At 72.4% G+C, this 16,565-nt stretch carries 14 protein-coding genes and 4 pseudogenes; 15 read left to right on the top strand and 3 right to left on the bottom strand.

The genetic code is table 11. The annotated features are described in order from the left end of the window. The first annotated feature begins 6 nt into the window (after positions 1–6). The 4 genes from ACNAW0_RS27725 (at position 7) to ACNAW0_RS27710 (ending at position 3,906) form a co-directional block, all read left to right on the top strand. A complete protein-coding gene (locus tag ACNAW0_RS27725) occupies positions 7–432 on the top strand; it encodes a hypothetical protein (protein WP_416290969.1) in 426 nt (141 codons plus the stop codon). Positions 433–589: 157 nt separating this feature from the next. Continuing rightward, entirely contained in the window at positions 590–2,158 is a 1,569-nt protein-coding gene (locus ACNAW0_RS27720; RefSeq protein ID WP_416290967.1) for a flavin-containing monooxygenase, read from the top strand. An 18-nt stretch (positions 2,159–2,176) separates the two neighbouring features. Further along, positions 2,177–3,058 carry an SDR family NAD(P)-dependent oxidoreductase gene (locus tag ACNAW0_RS27715; RefSeq protein WP_416290966.1) on the top strand — a complete coding sequence of 294 codons (882 nt, stop codon included), beginning with the start codon at positions 2,177–2,179 and terminating at the stop codon, positions 3,056–3,058. Next, the gene (locus tag ACNAW0_RS27710; protein WP_416290965.1) at positions 3,055–3,906 is read left to right on the top strand and encodes an alpha/beta fold hydrolase; all 852 of its coding nucleotides are present in this window, start codon (positions 3,055–3,057) and stop codon (positions 3,904–3,906) included. Before ACNAW0_RS27715 ends, ACNAW0_RS27710 begins: the two co-directional genes overlap by 4 nt. A gap of 11 nt (positions 3,907–3,917) precedes the next feature. On the opposite strand, the gene ACNAW0_RS27705 is transcribed toward ACNAW0_RS27710, so the two are convergent. Next, positions 3,918–4,715 carry an inositol monophosphatase family protein gene (locus tag ACNAW0_RS27705; RefSeq protein WP_416290964.1) on the bottom strand — a complete coding sequence of 266 codons (798 nt, stop codon included), beginning with the start codon at positions 4,713–4,715 and terminating at the stop codon, positions 3,918–3,920. A gap of 65 nt (positions 4,716–4,780) precedes the next feature. Between ACNAW0_RS27705 and ACNAW0_RS27700 the strand changes: the two genes are divergently transcribed. The 3 genes from ACNAW0_RS27700 to ACNAW0_RS27690 all read left to right on the top strand — a co-directional run bounded on the left by ACNAW0_RS27700 (position 4,781) and on the right by ACNAW0_RS27690 (position 7,937). Then, positions 4,781–5,887 (top strand): CapA family protein, encoded by a 1,107-nt coding sequence (locus tag ACNAW0_RS27700; RefSeq protein ID WP_416290963.1) that lies wholly within the window; start codon positions 4,781–4,783, stop codon positions 5,885–5,887. Between the two features lie 83 nt (positions 5,888–5,970). Then, positions 5,971–6,633 carry a GntR family transcriptional regulator gene (locus ACNAW0_RS27695; protein WP_416290962.1) on the top strand — a complete coding sequence of 221 codons (663 nt, stop codon included), beginning with the start codon at positions 5,971–5,973 and terminating at the stop codon, positions 6,631–6,633. Continuing rightward, positions 6,630–7,937 carry an MFS transporter gene (locus tag ACNAW0_RS27690; protein ID WP_416290961.1) on the top strand — a complete coding sequence of 436 codons (1,308 nt, stop codon included), beginning with the start codon at positions 6,630–6,632 and terminating at the stop codon, positions 7,935–7,937. The genes ACNAW0_RS27695 and ACNAW0_RS27690 overlap by 4 nt, the downstream gene beginning before the upstream one ends. Before the next feature lie 39 nt (positions 7,938–7,976). On the opposite strand, the gene ACNAW0_RS27685 is transcribed toward ACNAW0_RS27690, so the two are convergent. After that, the gene (locus ACNAW0_RS27685; protein ID WP_416290960.1) at positions 7,977–8,387 is read right to left on the bottom strand and encodes a hypothetical protein; all 411 of its coding nucleotides are present in this window, start codon (positions 8,385–8,387) and stop codon (positions 7,977–7,979) included. Positions 8,388–8,527: 140 nt separating this feature from the next. Here ACNAW0_RS27685 and ACNAW0_RS27680 point away from each other — a divergent pair. After that, positions 8,528–8,851, top strand: a pseudogene (locus ACNAW0_RS27680) (alcohol dehydrogenase catalytic domain-containing protein); the annotation flags it as partial. Positions 8,852–8,858: 7 nt separating this feature from the next. Here ACNAW0_RS27680 and tnpA read toward each other — a convergent pair. Next, positions 8,859–9,338 carry an IS200/IS605 family transposase gene (gene tnpA, locus ACNAW0_RS27675; protein WP_416290959.1) on the bottom strand — a complete coding sequence of 160 codons (480 nt, stop codon included), beginning with the start codon at positions 9,336–9,338 and terminating at the stop codon, positions 8,859–8,861. Positions 9,339–9,362: 24 nt separating this feature from the next. Here tnpA and ACNAW0_RS27670 point away from each other — a divergent pair, with 24 nt between their 5' ends. The 7 genes and pseudogenes from ACNAW0_RS27670 to ACNAW0_RS27640 all read left to right on the top strand — a co-directional run bounded on the left by ACNAW0_RS27670 (position 9,363) and on the right by ACNAW0_RS27640 (position 16,390). Continuing rightward, the gene (locus ACNAW0_RS27670) at positions 9,363–10,511 is read left to right on the top strand and encodes an RNA-guided endonuclease InsQ/TnpB family protein (protein WP_416290958.1); all 1,149 of its coding nucleotides are present in this window, start codon (positions 9,363–9,365) and stop codon (positions 10,509–10,511) included. Positions 10,512–10,574: 63 nt separating this feature from the next. Further along, positions 10,575–11,336: pseudogene (locus ACNAW0_RS27665) on the top strand (zinc-binding dehydrogenase); the annotation flags it as partial. After that, positions 11,333–12,240, top strand: a pseudogene (locus ACNAW0_RS27660) (MBL fold metallo-hydrolase). The pseudogenes ACNAW0_RS27665 and ACNAW0_RS27660, both read left to right, overlap by 4 nt. 250 nt (positions 12,241–12,490) lie before the next feature. Continuing rightward, positions 12,491–13,597, top strand: a pseudogene (gene rho / locus ACNAW0_RS27655) (transcription termination factor Rho); the annotation flags it as partial. Between the two features lie 9 nt (positions 13,598–13,606). Further along, positions 13,607–14,071: a VOC family protein gene (locus ACNAW0_RS27650; protein ID WP_416290957.1), complete on the top strand. Its 465-nt coding sequence runs from the start codon at positions 13,607–13,609 to the stop codon at positions 14,069–14,071. A 50-nt stretch (positions 14,072–14,121) separates the two neighbouring features. Beyond that, positions 14,122–15,219, top strand: a complete 1,098-nt coding sequence (locus tag ACNAW0_RS27645) for a DUF3626 domain-containing protein (RefSeq protein WP_416290956.1) — start codon at positions 14,122–14,124, stop codon at positions 15,217–15,219. A gap of 427 nt (positions 15,220–15,646) precedes the next feature. Further along, positions 15,647–16,390, top strand: a complete 744-nt coding sequence (locus ACNAW0_RS27640) for a hypothetical protein (RefSeq protein ID WP_416290968.1) — start codon at positions 15,647–15,649, stop codon at positions 16,388–16,390. Positions 16,391–16,565 lie beyond the last annotated feature (175 nt).

Here is a 16,565-nt window from a genome sequence, read left to right as displayed (position 1 = left end):
GGAGTCCTGTCGACCACCCACCCAGCGCCGACCACGTACGGCGCTGGAAACGGGAATCTCCCGCCATTAGGCGGGGGAGGATGTCAACTGCCGAAGCTGCTGCCCGAGCCCGACGGCAACACCCCGCCGGCGAGCTGGGTGGTGCTGCACCGGGGCGCGGACAGCGGCGCGTACCTGCTGGCGTACAGCTGGTTCTTCGACAACGTGGTGGAGTGCCGGATCGCGATCGCCGGGCAGCCGGCGCTGGGCTGCCCGGACGACGACCCGGCGCAATTCGTCCCGCTGGACCGCCCCGGCGTGGGCTGCGTCTGGGAGCTGGGCGTGCTGGAGCACGAGCGGGCCGTCTGGATCCGCCACATGCTCGCCCCGGACCGGCCGGATCTGGCCGGCTACCTGGCCGACACCCGCGCCGAAGGGCCGGTGGGCCGCTGATGGGCGACTTCGACTTCTTCGTCGGCACCTGGGACGTGGCGGCGGGGCGCGGTGCCGCGGGTGGTGGGCCGACGCACGGCCCGCGCCCCTGGCCAGGTCGCCGGCCGTGCGTCAGCGCGGTACTGTCCGGTCCACCGCCGCCCGAACGGAAGATGCCATGGCCTCCGACCACGTCGACGTCCTCATCGTCGGTGCCGGGCTCTCCGGCGTCGGCGCCGCCGTCCACCTGCAACGCGACTGTCCCGGCAAGACGTACGCGGTGCTTGAGGCCCGCGACACCATCGGCGGCACCTGGGACCTGTTCCGCTATCCGGGCGTCCGCTCCGACTCCGACATGTTCACCCTCGGCTACTCGTTCAAGCCGTGGACCGACCCGAAGGCGATCGCCGACGGCGACGCCATCCGGGAGTATGTCCGCGAGACCGCCCGGGAGTACGGAGTGCGGGAGCACATCCGCTTCCACCACCGGGTGGTACGTGCCGAGTGGGACAGCGACACCGCCTGCTGGACCGTCCACGCGCACCGCGGCGACACCGGTGAGGATGTCGTGCTCACCTGCGCGTTCCTGTTCGCCTGCGCCGGCTACTACCGCTACGACTCCGGTTACACGCCCGAGTTCCGCGGCGTCGACCGGTACGCCGGCCGGCTCGTGCACCCGCAGCACTGGCCGGAGGATCTCGACTGGACCGGCAGGCGGGTGGTGGTGATCGGCAGCGGTGCGACCGCGGTCACCCTGGTGCCGGCGATGGCCGAACGGGCCGGCCACGTCACCATGCTCCAGCGCTCACCCACGTACGTCATCGCACTGCCCTCGCGCGACCCGCTGGCCGACGCGCTGCGGCGGTGGCTGCCCGTGAAGGCCGCGTATTCCGTGGTGCGCTGGAAGAACGTGCTGCTGGGGCTGGCCAATTTCCAGCTCAGCCGACGTGCCCCGGGCCTGGTGAAGAGGTTCCTGCGCCGGGCCGCCCAGGGCCGGCTGCCGGTCGGGTACGACATCGACCGGCACTTCTCGCCCCGCTACAACCCCTGGGACCAGCGGCTGTGCGTGGTCCCCGACGGTGACCTGTTCGCCGCGGTCGGCGACGGGCGCGCCTCGGTGGTCACCGACACCGTCGACACGTTCACCGAGCAGGGCATCCGGCTCGGCTCCGGCGCGGAACTGCCCGCCGACATCGTGGTCACCGCCACCGGTCTCAACCTGCTCGCCCTCGGCGGCATGACCGTGGTCGTGGACGGTGCCGAGGTGGACCTGGCCCGGACGGTCGCCTACAAGGCGATGATGCTCTCCGGCGTGCCGAACTTCGCCCTGACCATCGGCTACACCAACGCGTCCTGGACTTTGAAGGCCGACATGGTCGCCACGTACGTCTGCCGGCTGCTGCGCCACCTCGACGCCACCGGCGAGCAGATCGTCACCCCGCTCGCCCCCGAGTCCGGCGAGCTGGCACCGATCATCGACCTGAAGTCCGGGTACGTGCTGCGCGCCGTCGACCGGCTGCCGAAGCAGGGCCCGCGGGCGCCCTGGCGGCTGCACCAGAACTATCCCCGGGACGTGCTACTGATGCGGCATGGCCGGCTCACCGACTCCGGCGTGCGTTTCTCCCGGGCGACACCTCCCACCTCGACGTCGACGAGCTGGTCGGCCGGGGCGCCCGGCGGTCGGCGAGGCCCCGCCGCAACCGGGCGATCTGACGGCGCCGCGCAGCCCACCGCACCCGTCGCCTGACCGAGAGGAGCGCTTCGCATGCGTGACTTCGTCTTCCCCGGCGGCACTGCGGTGGTGACCGGCGCGGCCAGCGGCATCGGCGAGGCCCTCGCGCACGGGCTGGCCCGGCGCGGCGCCGACCTGGTCCTGCTCGACCGGGACGCGGAGCGGCTCGACGCGGTGGTCGCCGCGATCCGCGCCGCCCACCCCGACCGGCGGGTCGACACCTACCTGGTCGACCTCGCCGACCCCGACGCCACCGATCGGGTGGCCACCGAACTGTGCCGGCGGTATCCCCGGATCCGGCTGCTGGTCAACAACGCCGGGGTGGCGTTGGGTGGCCGGTTCGACCAGGTCACCGTGGCCGAGTTCCTCTGGGTCATCGAGATCAACTTCCGGGCCGTGGTCCGGTTGACCCACGCCCTGCTGCCCGCGCTCAAGGCCGAGCCGGGCGCTCACCTGGTCAACATCTCCAGCCTGTTCGGGCTGATCGCGCCCGCCGGGCAGGTCGCGTACTCGGCCAGCAAGTTTGCCGTCCGCGGCTTCACGGAGGCGTTGCGGCACGAACTGGTCGAGGACGGCGTCGGGGTCACCTCGGTGCATCCTGGCGGTATCCGGACCCGGATCGCGGCCAGCGCCCGGGTGGGCAGCGGCCTGCCGCGCGAGGAGTACGAGGCCGGCCGCAGGCAGTTCGAGAAGTTGCTCTCCATCGACCCGGCCAAGGCCGCCGAGGTGATTCTGCGCGGCGTCGAGCGCCGCCGGGGCCGGGTGTTGATCGGCTGGTCGGCGAAGCTGCCCGACCTGCTCGCCCGGCTCGCCCCCGCCTCGTACGGGAAGGTCCTGGCGCTGGTGATGAAGTCGCGCGCCGCCCGGGTGCCCGCGCCGGAGCCCGTCGCGTCCGGGTCGGAGCGGGCGTCGTGACCGTCGCCCTGCCGCCCGCCGGCACCGTGACCGTGGCCGGCCGCCGGATGCGCTGCCGGATCGCCGGTGCCGGCCCGCCCGTGGTGCTGCTGCACGGCATCGGGCGCACCCTTGAGGACTTCGCCGCCCAGCACGAGCTGCTGGCCCGCGATCACCGGGTGATCAGCCTCGACCTGCCCGGCCACGGCGGCAGCGCCCCGCTGGACACGCCGCACACCCTGCCCGCCCTCGCCTCGGCGGTCGCCGGGTTCCTGGACGCCGCCGGGGTCGCCGACCCGGTGCGCCTGGTCGGCAACTCCCTCGGCGGGGCGGTGGCCATGCGGCTCACCGCCGACCAGCCGGCCCGGGCGGCGAGCCTGGTGCTGGTCAACAGCGCCGGCTTCGGCCGGGAGGTCACCGTCGCGCTGCGGCTGCTCGCGCTGCGCCCGCTGGGCCGGCTGCTGCTGCGCCCGCATCCGGCGGTCGCCCGCCGCACCGAGCGGGCCATCTTCCACGACCCGGCGTACGTCACCGAGGAACGCATCGCCACCGCCCTCGCGGTCGCCCGGCAGCCGCACGCTGCGCAGGTGATGCTGGAACTGATCCGCAGCCTCGGCACCTGGCGGGGCGTACGGCCGCGGTGGCGGGAGGAGTTGCTCACCATGGTGGCCGCGCTGGACCTGCCCATGCTGGTCGTCTGGGGCGACCGGGACCTGATCCTCCCGGCGCACCACTTGGCGGTCGCCCGCGCCCGGCTGCCGAAGGCCCGTTGCCACCTGTTCCGGGACACCGGGCACATGCCGCAGATCGAGCGGGCCGCGGCGTTTCACGCCCTGGTCACGGAGTTCTGGTCGCGCCCCGCCCGGTAGCGGCAGCGGCGTCAACCGGCGAACTGTTCCTCGACGAGGGCCAACAGGGCCTGGTGCGTGTCGTGGTCCGCCGCCACGAGCAGGCCGCCCGGGCCGGTGTGCAGCGGCTGCCCTCGCAGGCCGGTGACCACGCAGCCGGCGGCCCGGCACAGGGCGATCCCGGCGGCGAAGTGCACGCTGTCGCGTAGGTCGCCGTCGGTCACGTACGCCGCCCGCCGGCCGGCGGCCACCCAGGCCACCGCCAGCGTCGTGGAGACCACCCGGGGCCGGAACCGCGCCCCGAACTCCGGGTACGCGAGCAGCCGCGCGGCCTGGAACGCGGGACCGTTCGGAAACGGCGGATCGAGGTTGACGTCCACCAGCAGCGACTCGGCCGACGGGATGAGCGGCTCGTCCACCCCGCTTCGGCGTACCCGGGCGGGGCCGCCGTCGGCCCAGAACACCTCCCCGGCGAACGGATCGGCCGAGGCCGCCGCCGTGACGCCGGCGCCGGTCCGCAACGCCACATTCACCGCGACCAGCGGCATCCGTGCCGCGTAGTTCAGGGTGCCGCACAGCGGATCGACCAGCCAGGTGCGTTCGGCACGGTCGGCCCCGGTGCGGCCGCTCTCCTCCCCGACGAGCGCGTCATCGGGCCGGGCGGCCCGCAGCACGTCGAGGATCGCCTGCTCCGCCTCGAGGTCGGCGGCGGTGGCGAAGTCACCCCCGGACTTCTCCACCCGCGCCAGCGGTGCCCCGTACCGGGACCGCACGACGGCGGCCCCCGCCTGCGCCGCGGCGATCGCCACGTCGCCGTCCATGATCAGCATGGGTGCAGGATAGAACGGGTCGGTCTGGCAGGTGCGGGAGCGCCCGGGCGGGGAAGAACGGACGTATGCCCGAGGTGACCCTCTTCCTCGCCGGCGACGTGATGACCGGCCGGGGCGTGGACCAGATCCTGCCCCACCCGGGGCCGCCGGCGCTGCGCGAGCCGGCCGTCACCGACGCCCGTCGCTACGTCGAACTGGCTGAGTCCGTCTCCGGCCCGGTGCCGTCTCCGGCTCCCCCTGACTGGCCGTGGGGGGAGGCGCTGGAGCTGCTGACCGCGCTGCGGCCGGACGCCCGGATCGTCAACCTGGAGACGTCGGTGACCGGTCGAGGCGAGTACGCCCCCGGCAAGGACATCCACTACCGGATGCACCCGGCGAACCTGGCCTGCCTCACCGCCGCCCGCCTCGACGTCTGCGCGCTGGCCAACAACCACGTCCTCGACTTCGGTCCCACCGGGCTCGCCGACAGCCTCGACGCCCTGCAGGCGGCGGGCATCCGGACGGCCGGTGCCGGCCGGGACGTCGACGAGGCGTGGCGGCCCGCCGTGGTGCGGCTCACCGGGGGCCACCGGCTGCTGGTCTGGTCGGTGGGTGCCCCGTCCAGCGGGGTGTACCCGCAGTGGGCGGCGGCGGACGGGCGGCCCGGGGTGGCGTACCTCCGGGAGGTCTCGGTCGCGTCGGCCGAGGCGCTCGCCGAGCGGGTCGCCCGGGAGGCCCGGCCGGGTGACCTGGTGCTGGTCTCGGTGCACTGGGGTTCGAACTGGGGGTACGAGGTGCCGGACGAGCAGGTGCGCTTCGCGCACGCCCTGGTCGACGCCGGGGTGCACGTGGTCCACGGCCACTCGTCGCACCATCCCCGCCCGATCGAGCGGTACCGGGGGCGGCTCGTCCTGTACGGCTGCGGCGACCTGATCGACGACTACGAGGGGATCGGCGGGCAGGAGTCGTACCGACCCGAGCTGCGGCTGCTGCACCTGCCCACGCTCGACGCGGCGACCGGCGAGCTGCGCCGGCTGCGGCTGGTGCCGGTGCGGATGCGGCGGATGCGGCTGCACCGGGCCGCCCCGGAGGAGGCCCGCTGGCTGGCGGAGCTGCTCGACGGGCTCGGCTCCCCGTACCGGACCCGGTTCGACCTCGGCGACGACGGCCTGATCGCCCTGCGCCCCGACTGACCGGGTCCGTCGACCGGGTGGGGTGGGTCACCTTCGCGAGGGCGGCGCGGCCCCTGCCGATGCCTGCCGCCCATCATAGATACATGACGCATCCCACTGCCTCGGCGCGTACCGCCGGGCCGTCGGCCGCGGAGCGGGCGTACCAGCACCTCAAGCGGGCCATCCTGGAGCAGGTCTACCCGGGCGGCCAGCTGATCAGCGAGGGCGAGATCGCCGAGGCGACCGGACTCTCCCGCACCCCCGTCCGGGAGGCCCTGCTGCGCCTGGAGGCCGAGGGCCTGGTCGCCCTCTACCCGAAGCGCGGCGCGCTGATCCGACCGGTGTCCGCCCGGGAGATCACCGACGTCATCGAGGCCCGGCGCCTGGTCGAGACGCACGCCGCCGAGCGGATCTGGCCCCGCCGCGCCGAGATCAGGGCCGACCTGGCCCGCTGGCTCGACGAGATGCGCCGGGCGCACGCCGCCGGCGACGTCACCGCCCTGATGGCCGCCGACCGGGCCTTCCACGCCACCGTCGTCGAGACGGCCGGCAACGAGATCCTCGCCGAGCTGTACCACCGGCTGCGCGACCGGCAGCTGCGGATGGGCGAGGCCAGCTTCCGCCTCTCGCCCAGCTGGGCCGAGGTGGTGCTCGCCGAGCACGCCGGCCAGCTCGCCGCGCTCGACGGCGACGACATGCAGGCCTGGCTCGACGCAGTCCGCGCGCACGTCGACAACGCCGCGACCGTGCTGCGGACGCTGCGGTGAGCACCGCCGCCCGTACGCACGCCCCGCGTCGCCCCGCCGCCCTCGTCTACGCGGTCGCCCTCATCGCGTACGTGGCCGCCATCTTCCACCGCAGCTCACTCGGCGTCACCGGGGTGGACGCGGCGGAGCGCTTCCACATCAACGCCGCCGCCCTGGCGACCTTCTCCGTCGCCCAGCTCGCCGTGTACGCGGCCATGCAGATCCCGGTCGGGGTGCTGCTCGACCGGTTCGGTTCCCGTCGGCTGCTGCTGGCCGGCGGCACGCTCATGATCGCCGGCCAGCTGTGCTTCGCCGTCGCCACCGACGTCCGGCTCGCCGTCGCCGCCCGCGTGCTGGTCGGCCTCGGCGACGCGATGACCTTCATCAGCGTGCTGCGGATCGTGGCGTTCTGGTTCCCCGGGCGGCGCAACCCACTGCTGGTGCAGCTCACCGGCACCGCCGGGCAGCTCGGCGCGATACTCAGCGCCGTACCCCTGGTGGCGCTGCTGCACCACACCGGCTGGACGCCCGCGTTCCTCACCGCGGCGGCGTTCGGCGCGACCGTGCTGCTGCTAGTCCTCGTCGTGGTCCGGGACACCCCGCACGCCGACCAACCCGCCGCCGTCGCCCCCGACCTGGCCACCGTACGCCGGCAGCTCGCCAACGCCTGGGCCCAGCCGGGCACCCGCCTCGGCCTGTGGAGCCACTTCGTCACCCAGTTCTCCGGCGCGGTCTTCGTGCTGGTCTGGGGCTACCCGTTCCTGGTGCAGGGGCAGGGCTTCTCGCCCACCGCGGCGGCGTCCCTGCTCACCCTGATGACCGTGGTGGCCCTGGTCTGCGGGCCGGTGATCGCGCACCTGTGCGCCCGGCACCCGTTCCACCGCTCGGTGGTGGTCTTCGCGATCACCGCAGGCACCGCCACCGTCTGGGCGGTGGTGCTGGCCTGGCCGGGACGCGCGCCGCACTGGCTGCTGGTCGCCCTCGTCGTCGTCCTGGCGGTCAACGGTCCCGGCTCGATGATCGGCTTCGACTACGCGCGCACCTTCAACCCGGTGCACCAGATCGGCAGCGCCACCGGCATCGTCAACGTCGGTGGCTTCGTCGCCTCGATCCTGCTGATCCTGGCCGTCGGCGTGGTGCTCGACCTGGCCACCCCAGCCGGCCGCGGCACCCCACCATTGGACGCCTTCCGCTGGGCGTTCGCCGTGCAGTACCTGCTGTGGGGCTTCGGCGCGGTGCAGGTGCTGCGCTACCGCAACGCCGCCCGCCGCCGGCACGCCGCCGAGCGCGCCGGCGTCTCGGTGCCCGCGCCGGCCGGCGCCTGACCACCCGGCGGCCCGGCCCGGGCGGGCGCGCCGCAGGCGCTAGCGGCGGCGCGCCAGCGAGCCCAACATCAGGGTCAGCCCGGCGCCGACCAGCCAGACGTCCTTGGCCAGGCCGATACCCGCCTGGGTCGGTCGCAGGCTGTTCTGCTCCCGCATGCCCGGCGTCTTCAGGTAGAGCTGTACCAGGCCGGCGCCGAATGCGGTCAGCCCCGCACCGGCCAGCAGCGACGGCACGAACGGGGCGAGCAGCGCGGCGCCGAGGGCCATCTCGCCCCGGGACAGCAGCTTCGCGAACCGGTCCGGCTCGATCTGCCGCAGCTGCGGGATCGCCCCGACCGCCATGCCGTGCACGCCCGCCGCCGACTCGCCCTCCAGGCTCCGCTTGCTGAGCCCGGAATTCAGGATGAACGCGCCGATGGCGACCCGCAGCGGCGCATGCGTCAGCTTCATGATCACTCCCGTCGGTGCCGGAGAACCCGGGCCCCCGTGTACCCGGCGACGCGCGGGATAACCCGCACCGCAGCGGGGAGCCGGCGGTGATGATCGTAGGTTCGCTCCAGGTACGTGATCGTCGATGGCAGGAGGGGATCGTGAGCCAACGAGTCCGGGGAGTCGTGTCGTGGCGCAAGGGCGCGCCGGTGGAAGTCACCACCATCGTGGTGCCCGACCCGGGGCCGGGCGAGGCGGTGGTCCGCGTCCAATCCTGCGGGGTGTGCCACACCGACCTGCACTACCGCGAGGGCGGCATCACCGACGACTACCCGTTCCTGCTCGGCCACGAGGCCGCCGGCGTCGTCGAGCAGGTGGGGGAGGGAGTCGCCGACGTGGCCCCCGGCGACTTCGTGGTGCTCAACTGGCGGGCCGTCCGCGGGCAGTGCCGGGCCTGCCGGCGGGGCCGCCCCTGGTACTGCTTCAACATGGCTAAGCGAGGAGTCCCGGTCCTTCAGCTTCAGGGCCGGGAGGAATCGCGTCACGAGCCGGGCGTTTCTGGTTTTCGATGTACTCGCGGATGACGGCGGTGGACGCTCCACCGCATGATCCGGCGAAGTATGACGGTGACCACAGGTGGCCGTGCATGATGTGCGGGTTGATCTGGTCGGTGAATTCCTGCCGTAGGTAGTGCGCGGAGACGCCCTTGAGTCGGTTGACCAGGGTGGTGATCGGCAGTTTCGGTGGGTAGTGGACGAGCAGGTGGACGTGGTCGTCTTCGCCGTTGAACTCCCGCAGCTGGGCGCCGAGTTTGTCGCACACGTCGGTCATGATCTGTCTGCACCGGGTGAGCATGGCGTCGTTGAGTACGTCCCGCCGATACTTGGTGACGAAGACAAGGTGCACGTGCAGGTTGTATACGACGCTGCGGCCACGGCGAACATCCGGGTCCGGGGCCCATCTAGGTGACATAGACCAGATGGTAGACTGTGGACGGTGAAGATCGTCGTGCAGGTACGCTTGTTCCCCGATGCCGGCCAGGAGGCGGCGTTGCGGGACACGCTTGGCCTGTGCAACGAGGCCGCGAATCTGGCATCGTCCGAGGCGTTCGGGCGGCGGGTCTATGGGAAACAGGCGTTACAGCGGATCACCTACGGCCGGTTGAAGGCGATGGGTTTGTCGGCGCAGCCGGCGATCCATGTCGCCCGCAAGGTTGCCGGCGCGTACGCCACCCTGAAAGCCAACATCCTCGCTGGGAACCTGGGCAAGCCCGGGTCGAAGCGCCGCCGCAAGGCGGAGTCGAAGCCGATCAGGTTCCGGGCGGATGCGGCGCAGCCGTTCGACGACCGGTGCCTGTCCTGGCAGATCGCCGACCGTACGGTGTCGATCTGGGCCGTCGGCGGTCGGTTGAACCGAGTTCGGTTCGGCTGCTCCGCGCAGCAGTACGCGGTGCTGTCCGCCCACCGCAAAGGCGAGTCTGACCTGGTGTGCCGTGACGGCAAGTGGTTCCTGTACGCCACCTGCGACATCCCCGACGTCGAGGTGAAAGAGCCCGACGGGTTCCTCGGCGTCGACCTGGGCATCGCGAACATCGCCACCACCAACGACGGCACCCGCCGAAGCGGCAAACGTTTGAACCGGGTCAGGCATCGCAATCAGCGGCTGCGGGCCAAGCTTCAGCGTATCGGCACCAAGTCGGCCAAGCGGCTGTTGAAAGCCCGACGGCGTAAGGAGGCCCGGTTCGCGGCTGACACGAACCATCGCATCGCCAAGCAGATCGTGACCGAGGCCGAACGCACCGGCCGCGGTGTTGCCCTGGAAAACCTCACGGGCATCCGCGACCGGGTACGGCTCCGACGGCCCCAGCGGGTCACGCTGCACTCGTGGGCGTTCCACCAACTCGGCCGGCACATCGCCTACAAGGCGGAACGGGCCGGAGTGGCGCTCGTCCACGTCGATCCGGCGTACACCTCGCAGGGCTGCTCGGCCTGCGGGCACATCGCCAAAGCCAACCGGCCCAACCAATCCACCTTCCGATGCACGTCGTGCGGCTTCGCTGAGCACGCCGACGTCAACGCAGCCCGCAACATCGCCACCCGCGGTGCCGCGGACTGGGCAGCAGTCAGCCTGCCGAACGCGGCGTGACCGATGCAGCCAGCATTGGGCACGATCTGCAAGCTCGGCCCCTTCAGGGCCGAGAAGCTGACCACCCACAACGCCACCCGGAAGATGACCCTCACCGACGGCACCGAACTCACGCCCGCCCTCGGCATCGGCGCGTTCGCCGAGAAGACGCTGGTCCACGCCGGCCAGTGCACCAAGGTCGACCCGTCCGCCCGGCCCGCCGCCGTCGGCCTGCTCGGCTGCGGCGTGATGGCCGGCCTCGACGCGGCGATGAACACCGGCCAGGTGACCCGGGGCGACTCGGTCGCGGTGATCGGCTGCGGCGGCGTCGGCGACGCCGCGGTGGCCGGCGCGGCCCTGGCCGGAGCGACGACGATCATCGCGATCGACACCGACTCCCGCAAGCTCGACTGGGCGCGCAAGTTCGGTGCCACGCACACCGTCAACGCCTCCGAGGACGACCCGGTCGAGGCGATCCGCGCCGCGACAGGCGGTTTCGGCGCCGACGTGGTGATCGACGTCGTGGGCCGCTCGGAGACCTGGAAACAGGCCTTCTACGCCCGGGACCTGGCCGGCACGGTGGTGCTGGTGGGCGTACCCACCCCCGACATGAAGATCGAGCTGCCCCTGCTGGACGTCTTCGGCCGCGGCGGCGCGCTCAAGTCCAGCTGGTACGGCGACTGCCTGCCCAGCCGCGACTTCCCGATGCTCACCGAGCTGTACAAGCAGGGCCGCCTCGACCTGGACGCGTTCGTCACCGAGGAGATCGCCCTCGACCAGGTCGAGGCGGCGTTCACCCGGATGCACCACGGCGACGTGCTCCGCTCGGTGGTGGTCTTCCCGTGACCGCCCGCGTCGACCACACCGTCACCTCCGGCACGTTCTCCCTCGACGGGCAGACCTTCGACGTCGACAACAACGTCTGGGTGATCGGCGACGACACCGAGTGCCTCGTCGTCGACGCACCCCACGACGTGGCGGCCATCCGCAAGGTCGTCGGCGACCGCCACGTTGTCGCCATCCTGGCCACCCACGCCCACGACGACCACGTACGGGTCGCGCCCGAACTGGCCCGGGCCACCGACGCTCCCGTGCTGCTGCACCCCGCCGACCGGGTGCTCTGGGACCTGGTCCACCCCGACACCCCACCCGACGGGGAGCTGACCGACGGCCAGACCCTCCAGGTCGGCGGCACCACGCTGCGGGTGCTGCACACCCCGGCCACAGCCCCGGCGCATGCAGCCTGCACGCCCCCGACCTCGGCGCGGTCTTCACCGGCGACACCCTCTTCGCCGGCGGGCCGGGTGCCACCGGCCGCTCCTACAGCGACTTCGGCACCATCATCGAGTCGATCCGGACCCGACTGCTCACCCTGCCGCCGGAGACCATCGTCCACACGGCGACGACACCACCATCGGCACGGAGGCGCCCCACCTCGACGAGTGGATCGCCCGAGGGCACTGAGGCTGGCCCCGGGGGCGGGAAGCCCCCTCGTCCGGCCGGGTCGCCGGCCCGGCCGACGCCGCCGGCCCCAGCGCTCGCCGCCGAGCAGCAGCTTCACATCGAGTATGGGGCTGCCGTCGACCGCTTCGAGGCCGGCCACCCGCACCGACCTGCTTGCCCCGCCCGACGTTGCCGGGTTAGGCTGCCAGTAGACCCGGATGCCGGCGCACGGCGCCACCCGGTGTCTTCTCCTTTCCGACCGCTCGGCGCGTCACTCGCCCGGTCACCGATCACCGCCGACAGCTGAGCCACTGGCTCGACTTCCCCGCCGGTCCTCGATCGGCCGCAGCATCCGCAGTGGCTGATCCAGCCGTCTCAGCCAGCACCGGCCGCCGTCACCGACCGGTCGGACGGACCGACAGCGGCCCCACCAGGCGCGCCCCGACCCGTCGGGCATGCCCGGTCATCTCCGCGCGCCCGTTTCCTCACCCGTCGCTCCACGGGCGACGGCCTCACCGCAAAGGCACTCGATGAACAACACCGACACCGCCGGGCCGGTCCCGGTCACCGGCATCGTCGACACCGTCGACGACCACGCCCTGATCAGAGTCGACGGCTACCTGCCCTCCGCCGCCGACGCGTACGTCACACCCGCTCAGATGCGAAAGTACGGCCTGCGCCGCGGCGACCTGGTCACCGGCGCGATCGCCGCCGCACCCCGCCGCGGCCGGCACGCCCCACTGGCCCGGCTCGACACCATCAACGGGATGGAGCCGGAGGAGGCGAGGCGCCGGCCGGAGTTCTACGAACTCACCCCGCTGTACCCGCGGGAGCGGCTGCGGCTGGAGACCGAGCCGCACATCCTGACCACCCGGGTGATCGACCTGGTGATGCCGATCGGCAAGGGTCAGCGGGCGCTGATCGTCTCGCCGCCGAAGGCGGGCAAGACGATGGTGCTGCAGGCGATCGCGAACGCGATCACCCGCAACAACCCGGAGTGCCAGCTGATGGTGGTGCTGGTCGACGAGCGGCCGGAAGAGGTCACCGACTTTTCTCGGTCGGTCAAGGGCGAGGTCGTCGCGGCCACGTTCGACCGTCCGCCGCAGGACCACACCACGGTGGCGGAGCTGGCGATCGAGCGGGCGAAGCGCCTGGTCGAGCTGGGGCACGACGTGGTCGTGCTGCTCGACTCGCTGACCCGGCTGGGCCGCGCCTACAACCTCAGCATCCGTTCGGCCGGCCGTACGCTTTCCGGCGGTGTCGACGTGGCGGCGCTCAACCCACCGAAACGGCTGCTCGCCGCCGCCCGCGCCGTCGAGGAGGGCGGCTCGCTGACCATCCTTGCCTCGACGCTGGTGGAGACCGGTTCGGCGGCCGACACGCTCATCCACGAGGAGTTCAAGAGCACTGGCAACGCCGAGCTGCGGCTGGACCATGCCCTCGCCGACCGGCGCACCTATCCCGCCGTCGACGTCCGGGCGTCTGGCACCCGGCGGGACGAGCTGCTGCTCACCGACCTCGAGCGACACCGCCTGCGGGGCCTGCGATCCGCGCTGTCCCAACTGGACCGTCAGCAGGCCCTGGACCGGTTGCTGCACCAGCTCGCCGCCACACCCGGCAATGTGCACTTCCTCGCCCGCCTCGGCGCCGCGGCCCCGAACTAGGATCGCGTCATGACCGTGCCGGGGAACGACCAACCGCCGACCGTACGCCAACTGCGCCTCGTCGTCGAGGCCGACGACTACGACGCGGCTGTCGCCTTCTTCCGTGACGCCCTGGGGCTACCCGAGCAGGCGGCGTATTCGGGTGACGACGACGCGCGGGTGGTGATCCTGGAGGCGGGCCGGGCCACCCTGGAGCTGGCGAATCCCGCGCAGAAGCGGATGATCGACGAGGTGGAGGTCGGCCGGCAGGTCGCGCCGCGCCTGCGGGTGGCGTTCGAAGTGGACGACAGTCGCGCGACGACCGAGCGCCTGGTCGCCGCGGGGGCCACCGAGGTCGCCCCGCCGACGGTCACTCCGTGGCAGTCCGTCAACGCCCGCCTCGACGCTCCGGCGGGCCTGCACGTCACCGTGTTCCAGGAGCTGCGTACCCCGGAGGAACGGGCCGCCCTGGACGGCTTCGGCACCGACGCCTGACGACTGAAACAGGCTGCGCCCGGGCGCCGGGCCGTTGATATCCTCGCGCGGTGCCCGACCCCGCCACCGCGCCCGCACTGACCCCGGCACAGTCGGCTGCCCTGCGATACGTCCGCGAGGTCGCGCTACGGGACCGTCCGGCGGCTCTCGCAACGATCGCTCGGCACCTCGCCGGATCGGGGACGGCCTATCAGGCGGAGGAGATTATCGCGGCGGTCGCCGCGCACGGGCGGCTCACGCTCAACTTCCACCCCGATCGCCTGCTGCGTGACGGACGTACGGTGGCCGAGGCGCTGGACCAGGACGGTGTCTATCGCAGCCAGTTCGAGACGGGCATCTCCAACGGCGGGCTGACCGCGTTCCCGGGCGGCGACCGGGATCGCTGGGAGGCGACGTTGTTCGGTGGGGCGTACCAGCGGACCGGCGTGCTTCCCGCGGAGCGTCCGAAGTATGGCGGCTTGAACCTGCTCGACCACGCTGATGGCGCGTGCCCCCGGTTCGGCTCCTGCTACCTGCGGCTGCGCCCCGAGGTCCTCGCCCGAGCGACCTTCACCTTCGGTGACAGTCACATCCAGCCGAAGGACTTGGCCACCCTCGATGCCTTCGAACCGGTACTCGCCGCGCTGCTCGATGCCACCGCTGGCGCCAGCCTCGGGGTGGCCGGCATGGACACCGGTACGCTGCTGCGCGCGCTGCTCCGCCGCCGCGAGCGGGAGTCGGGCGAGGCCGGCCGCGCGTTGGACGACTACATCGAGGCGCAGATCCACGGCGAGCTGAGCCTCGCCTGGGACGTCGAGGCGCTGGTGGTCGACCCGTCGTTCCGGGGCACCGACGCGGGGCGGATCCTCGCCGGGATCGCCCGACGACACGGCTTCCCGCTGCGCTGGCACGGCGGATTCGAGCTGCCGGTCGACGGTGTCGACGCCGAGTTTCGTGGCGTGGCCATCCCACCGTTCGCCGCCCGGGTGCACGCGGAGTTCGCCCGCCCCGGGGAGCCCGTGCACGCCGCGCTGATCGGCCGGGCCGCCGCGTCGCTGGTGCGGGACCCGGAACGCTGGGCCGACCGGGGGCCGGTCGAGGTCACCCTCCAGCACCTCAAGCAGCTCTGGCACGTCCTCGTCCGGTTCGGCACGCCTGCCGCCGGTTGAGCGTACCGGCCGCGTCGCTTCCGCCTCTTTGGGCCGTTCCAGCCCTTCCGGGACGTTTCTGCCCCTTCCGGGCCGTTGCTTGCGCCCGTTGCCCGCCCGTCCCGTACCCCGCGTGACCTAGGCCGCAGCACGCTGCTCCCCGGCATTTCCGGAATGACCGACACCTCAGGCTTGTTGTGTTGCCCAGTACGGCCGAAGCGCAAACCCGTACCGACCGGTAGTTCCCCCGGAGGCTCGCTCACCCTCGAGCGCGTCGTGATGATCGAAAGGGCACCCCATCGTGAAGCAGCACTTCACTCGATGGCTTCCCGCCATCGAGCAGACCTCGCGCCGTACGGTCGAGTTCGTGAAGGCCCGGTGGCTTCCCGCCATCGAACAGACGTCGCGCCGCACGGCCGAGCTCGCGAACGACCGGTGGCTCCCCGCCATCGAAGAGACCTCGCACCGCACGGCCGAACTCGCGAAGAACCGGTGGCTCCCCGCCGCCGCCAAAACCCCGCAGCGTAAGGCCGCGCTGAGCATCGCGGGCGTGGCTGCCCTGGGCTGCCTGGCGGTCGGGCCCAGCGCCTTCGCCGCGCCGGTCACCACCGGTCCGCACGCCGGCGCCGTCGCCGCGATCGACCTGGCCACCGGCGAATCCGGCCCCGCCACTGCCGCTGACACGGCTGCCGCCAGCGCCCCCGATGTACCTCCCGTCAATAACGCCGACATGGCTAGCGCCAAGAACCCGCCAACCCGGGACCAGCTCATCCCGCACGGTGTCGAGGGCGCGCAGTCGCGTATCCCGCTCGACGACGTGCAGGTCGACAACGCCAAGGCCATCGTCAAGGCGGCCAAGGAAACTGGCGTGGGCGAGCGGGGCGCCGTCATCGGTGTGGCCACCTCGCTTCAGGAGTCGAAGCTGTACAACCTCGGCAACCTTGGCGCGTACAACGACCACGACTCGGAGGGCCTGTTCCAGCAGCGCCCGTCGGTCGGTTGGGGTACGCCGGACGAGATCACCAACCCGGACTACGCCTCGACGGCGTTCTTCAACGCGCTGAAGAACGTCGGCGGCTGGCAGGACCTGCCGCTGACCGCGGCCGCGCAGACGGTCCAGGTTTCCGCCTACCCGTACGCGTACGCGCAGTGGGAGGAGCAGGCGGCGGACATCGTCCAGCAGGTCTGGTGAGTTTGCGCTCTTCGCGAACCGGCCGGTCCCTTATGGGGCCGGCCGGTTTCGTCTCTCTGGGTCCGTTTCTGGTTGCGGTCTGCGGGTGTGGCTCGGTCCGCGTTCGGTTGCGGTTTGCCGGGTCCGCGTTTGGTTGCGGTCCCGGGGCGTGGCCCGCCTGCCTGCCCGCGTCTGC

The sequence above is a fragment of the Micromonospora sp. SL1-18 genome (assembly GCF_047921505.1).
Taxonomy (GTDB): domain Bacteria; phylum Actinomycetota; class Actinomycetes; order Mycobacteriales; family Micromonosporaceae; genus Micromonospora.
Note: the sequence above shows the minus strand (reverse complement) of the source record. Positions and strands in the feature narration are given on the sequence as shown.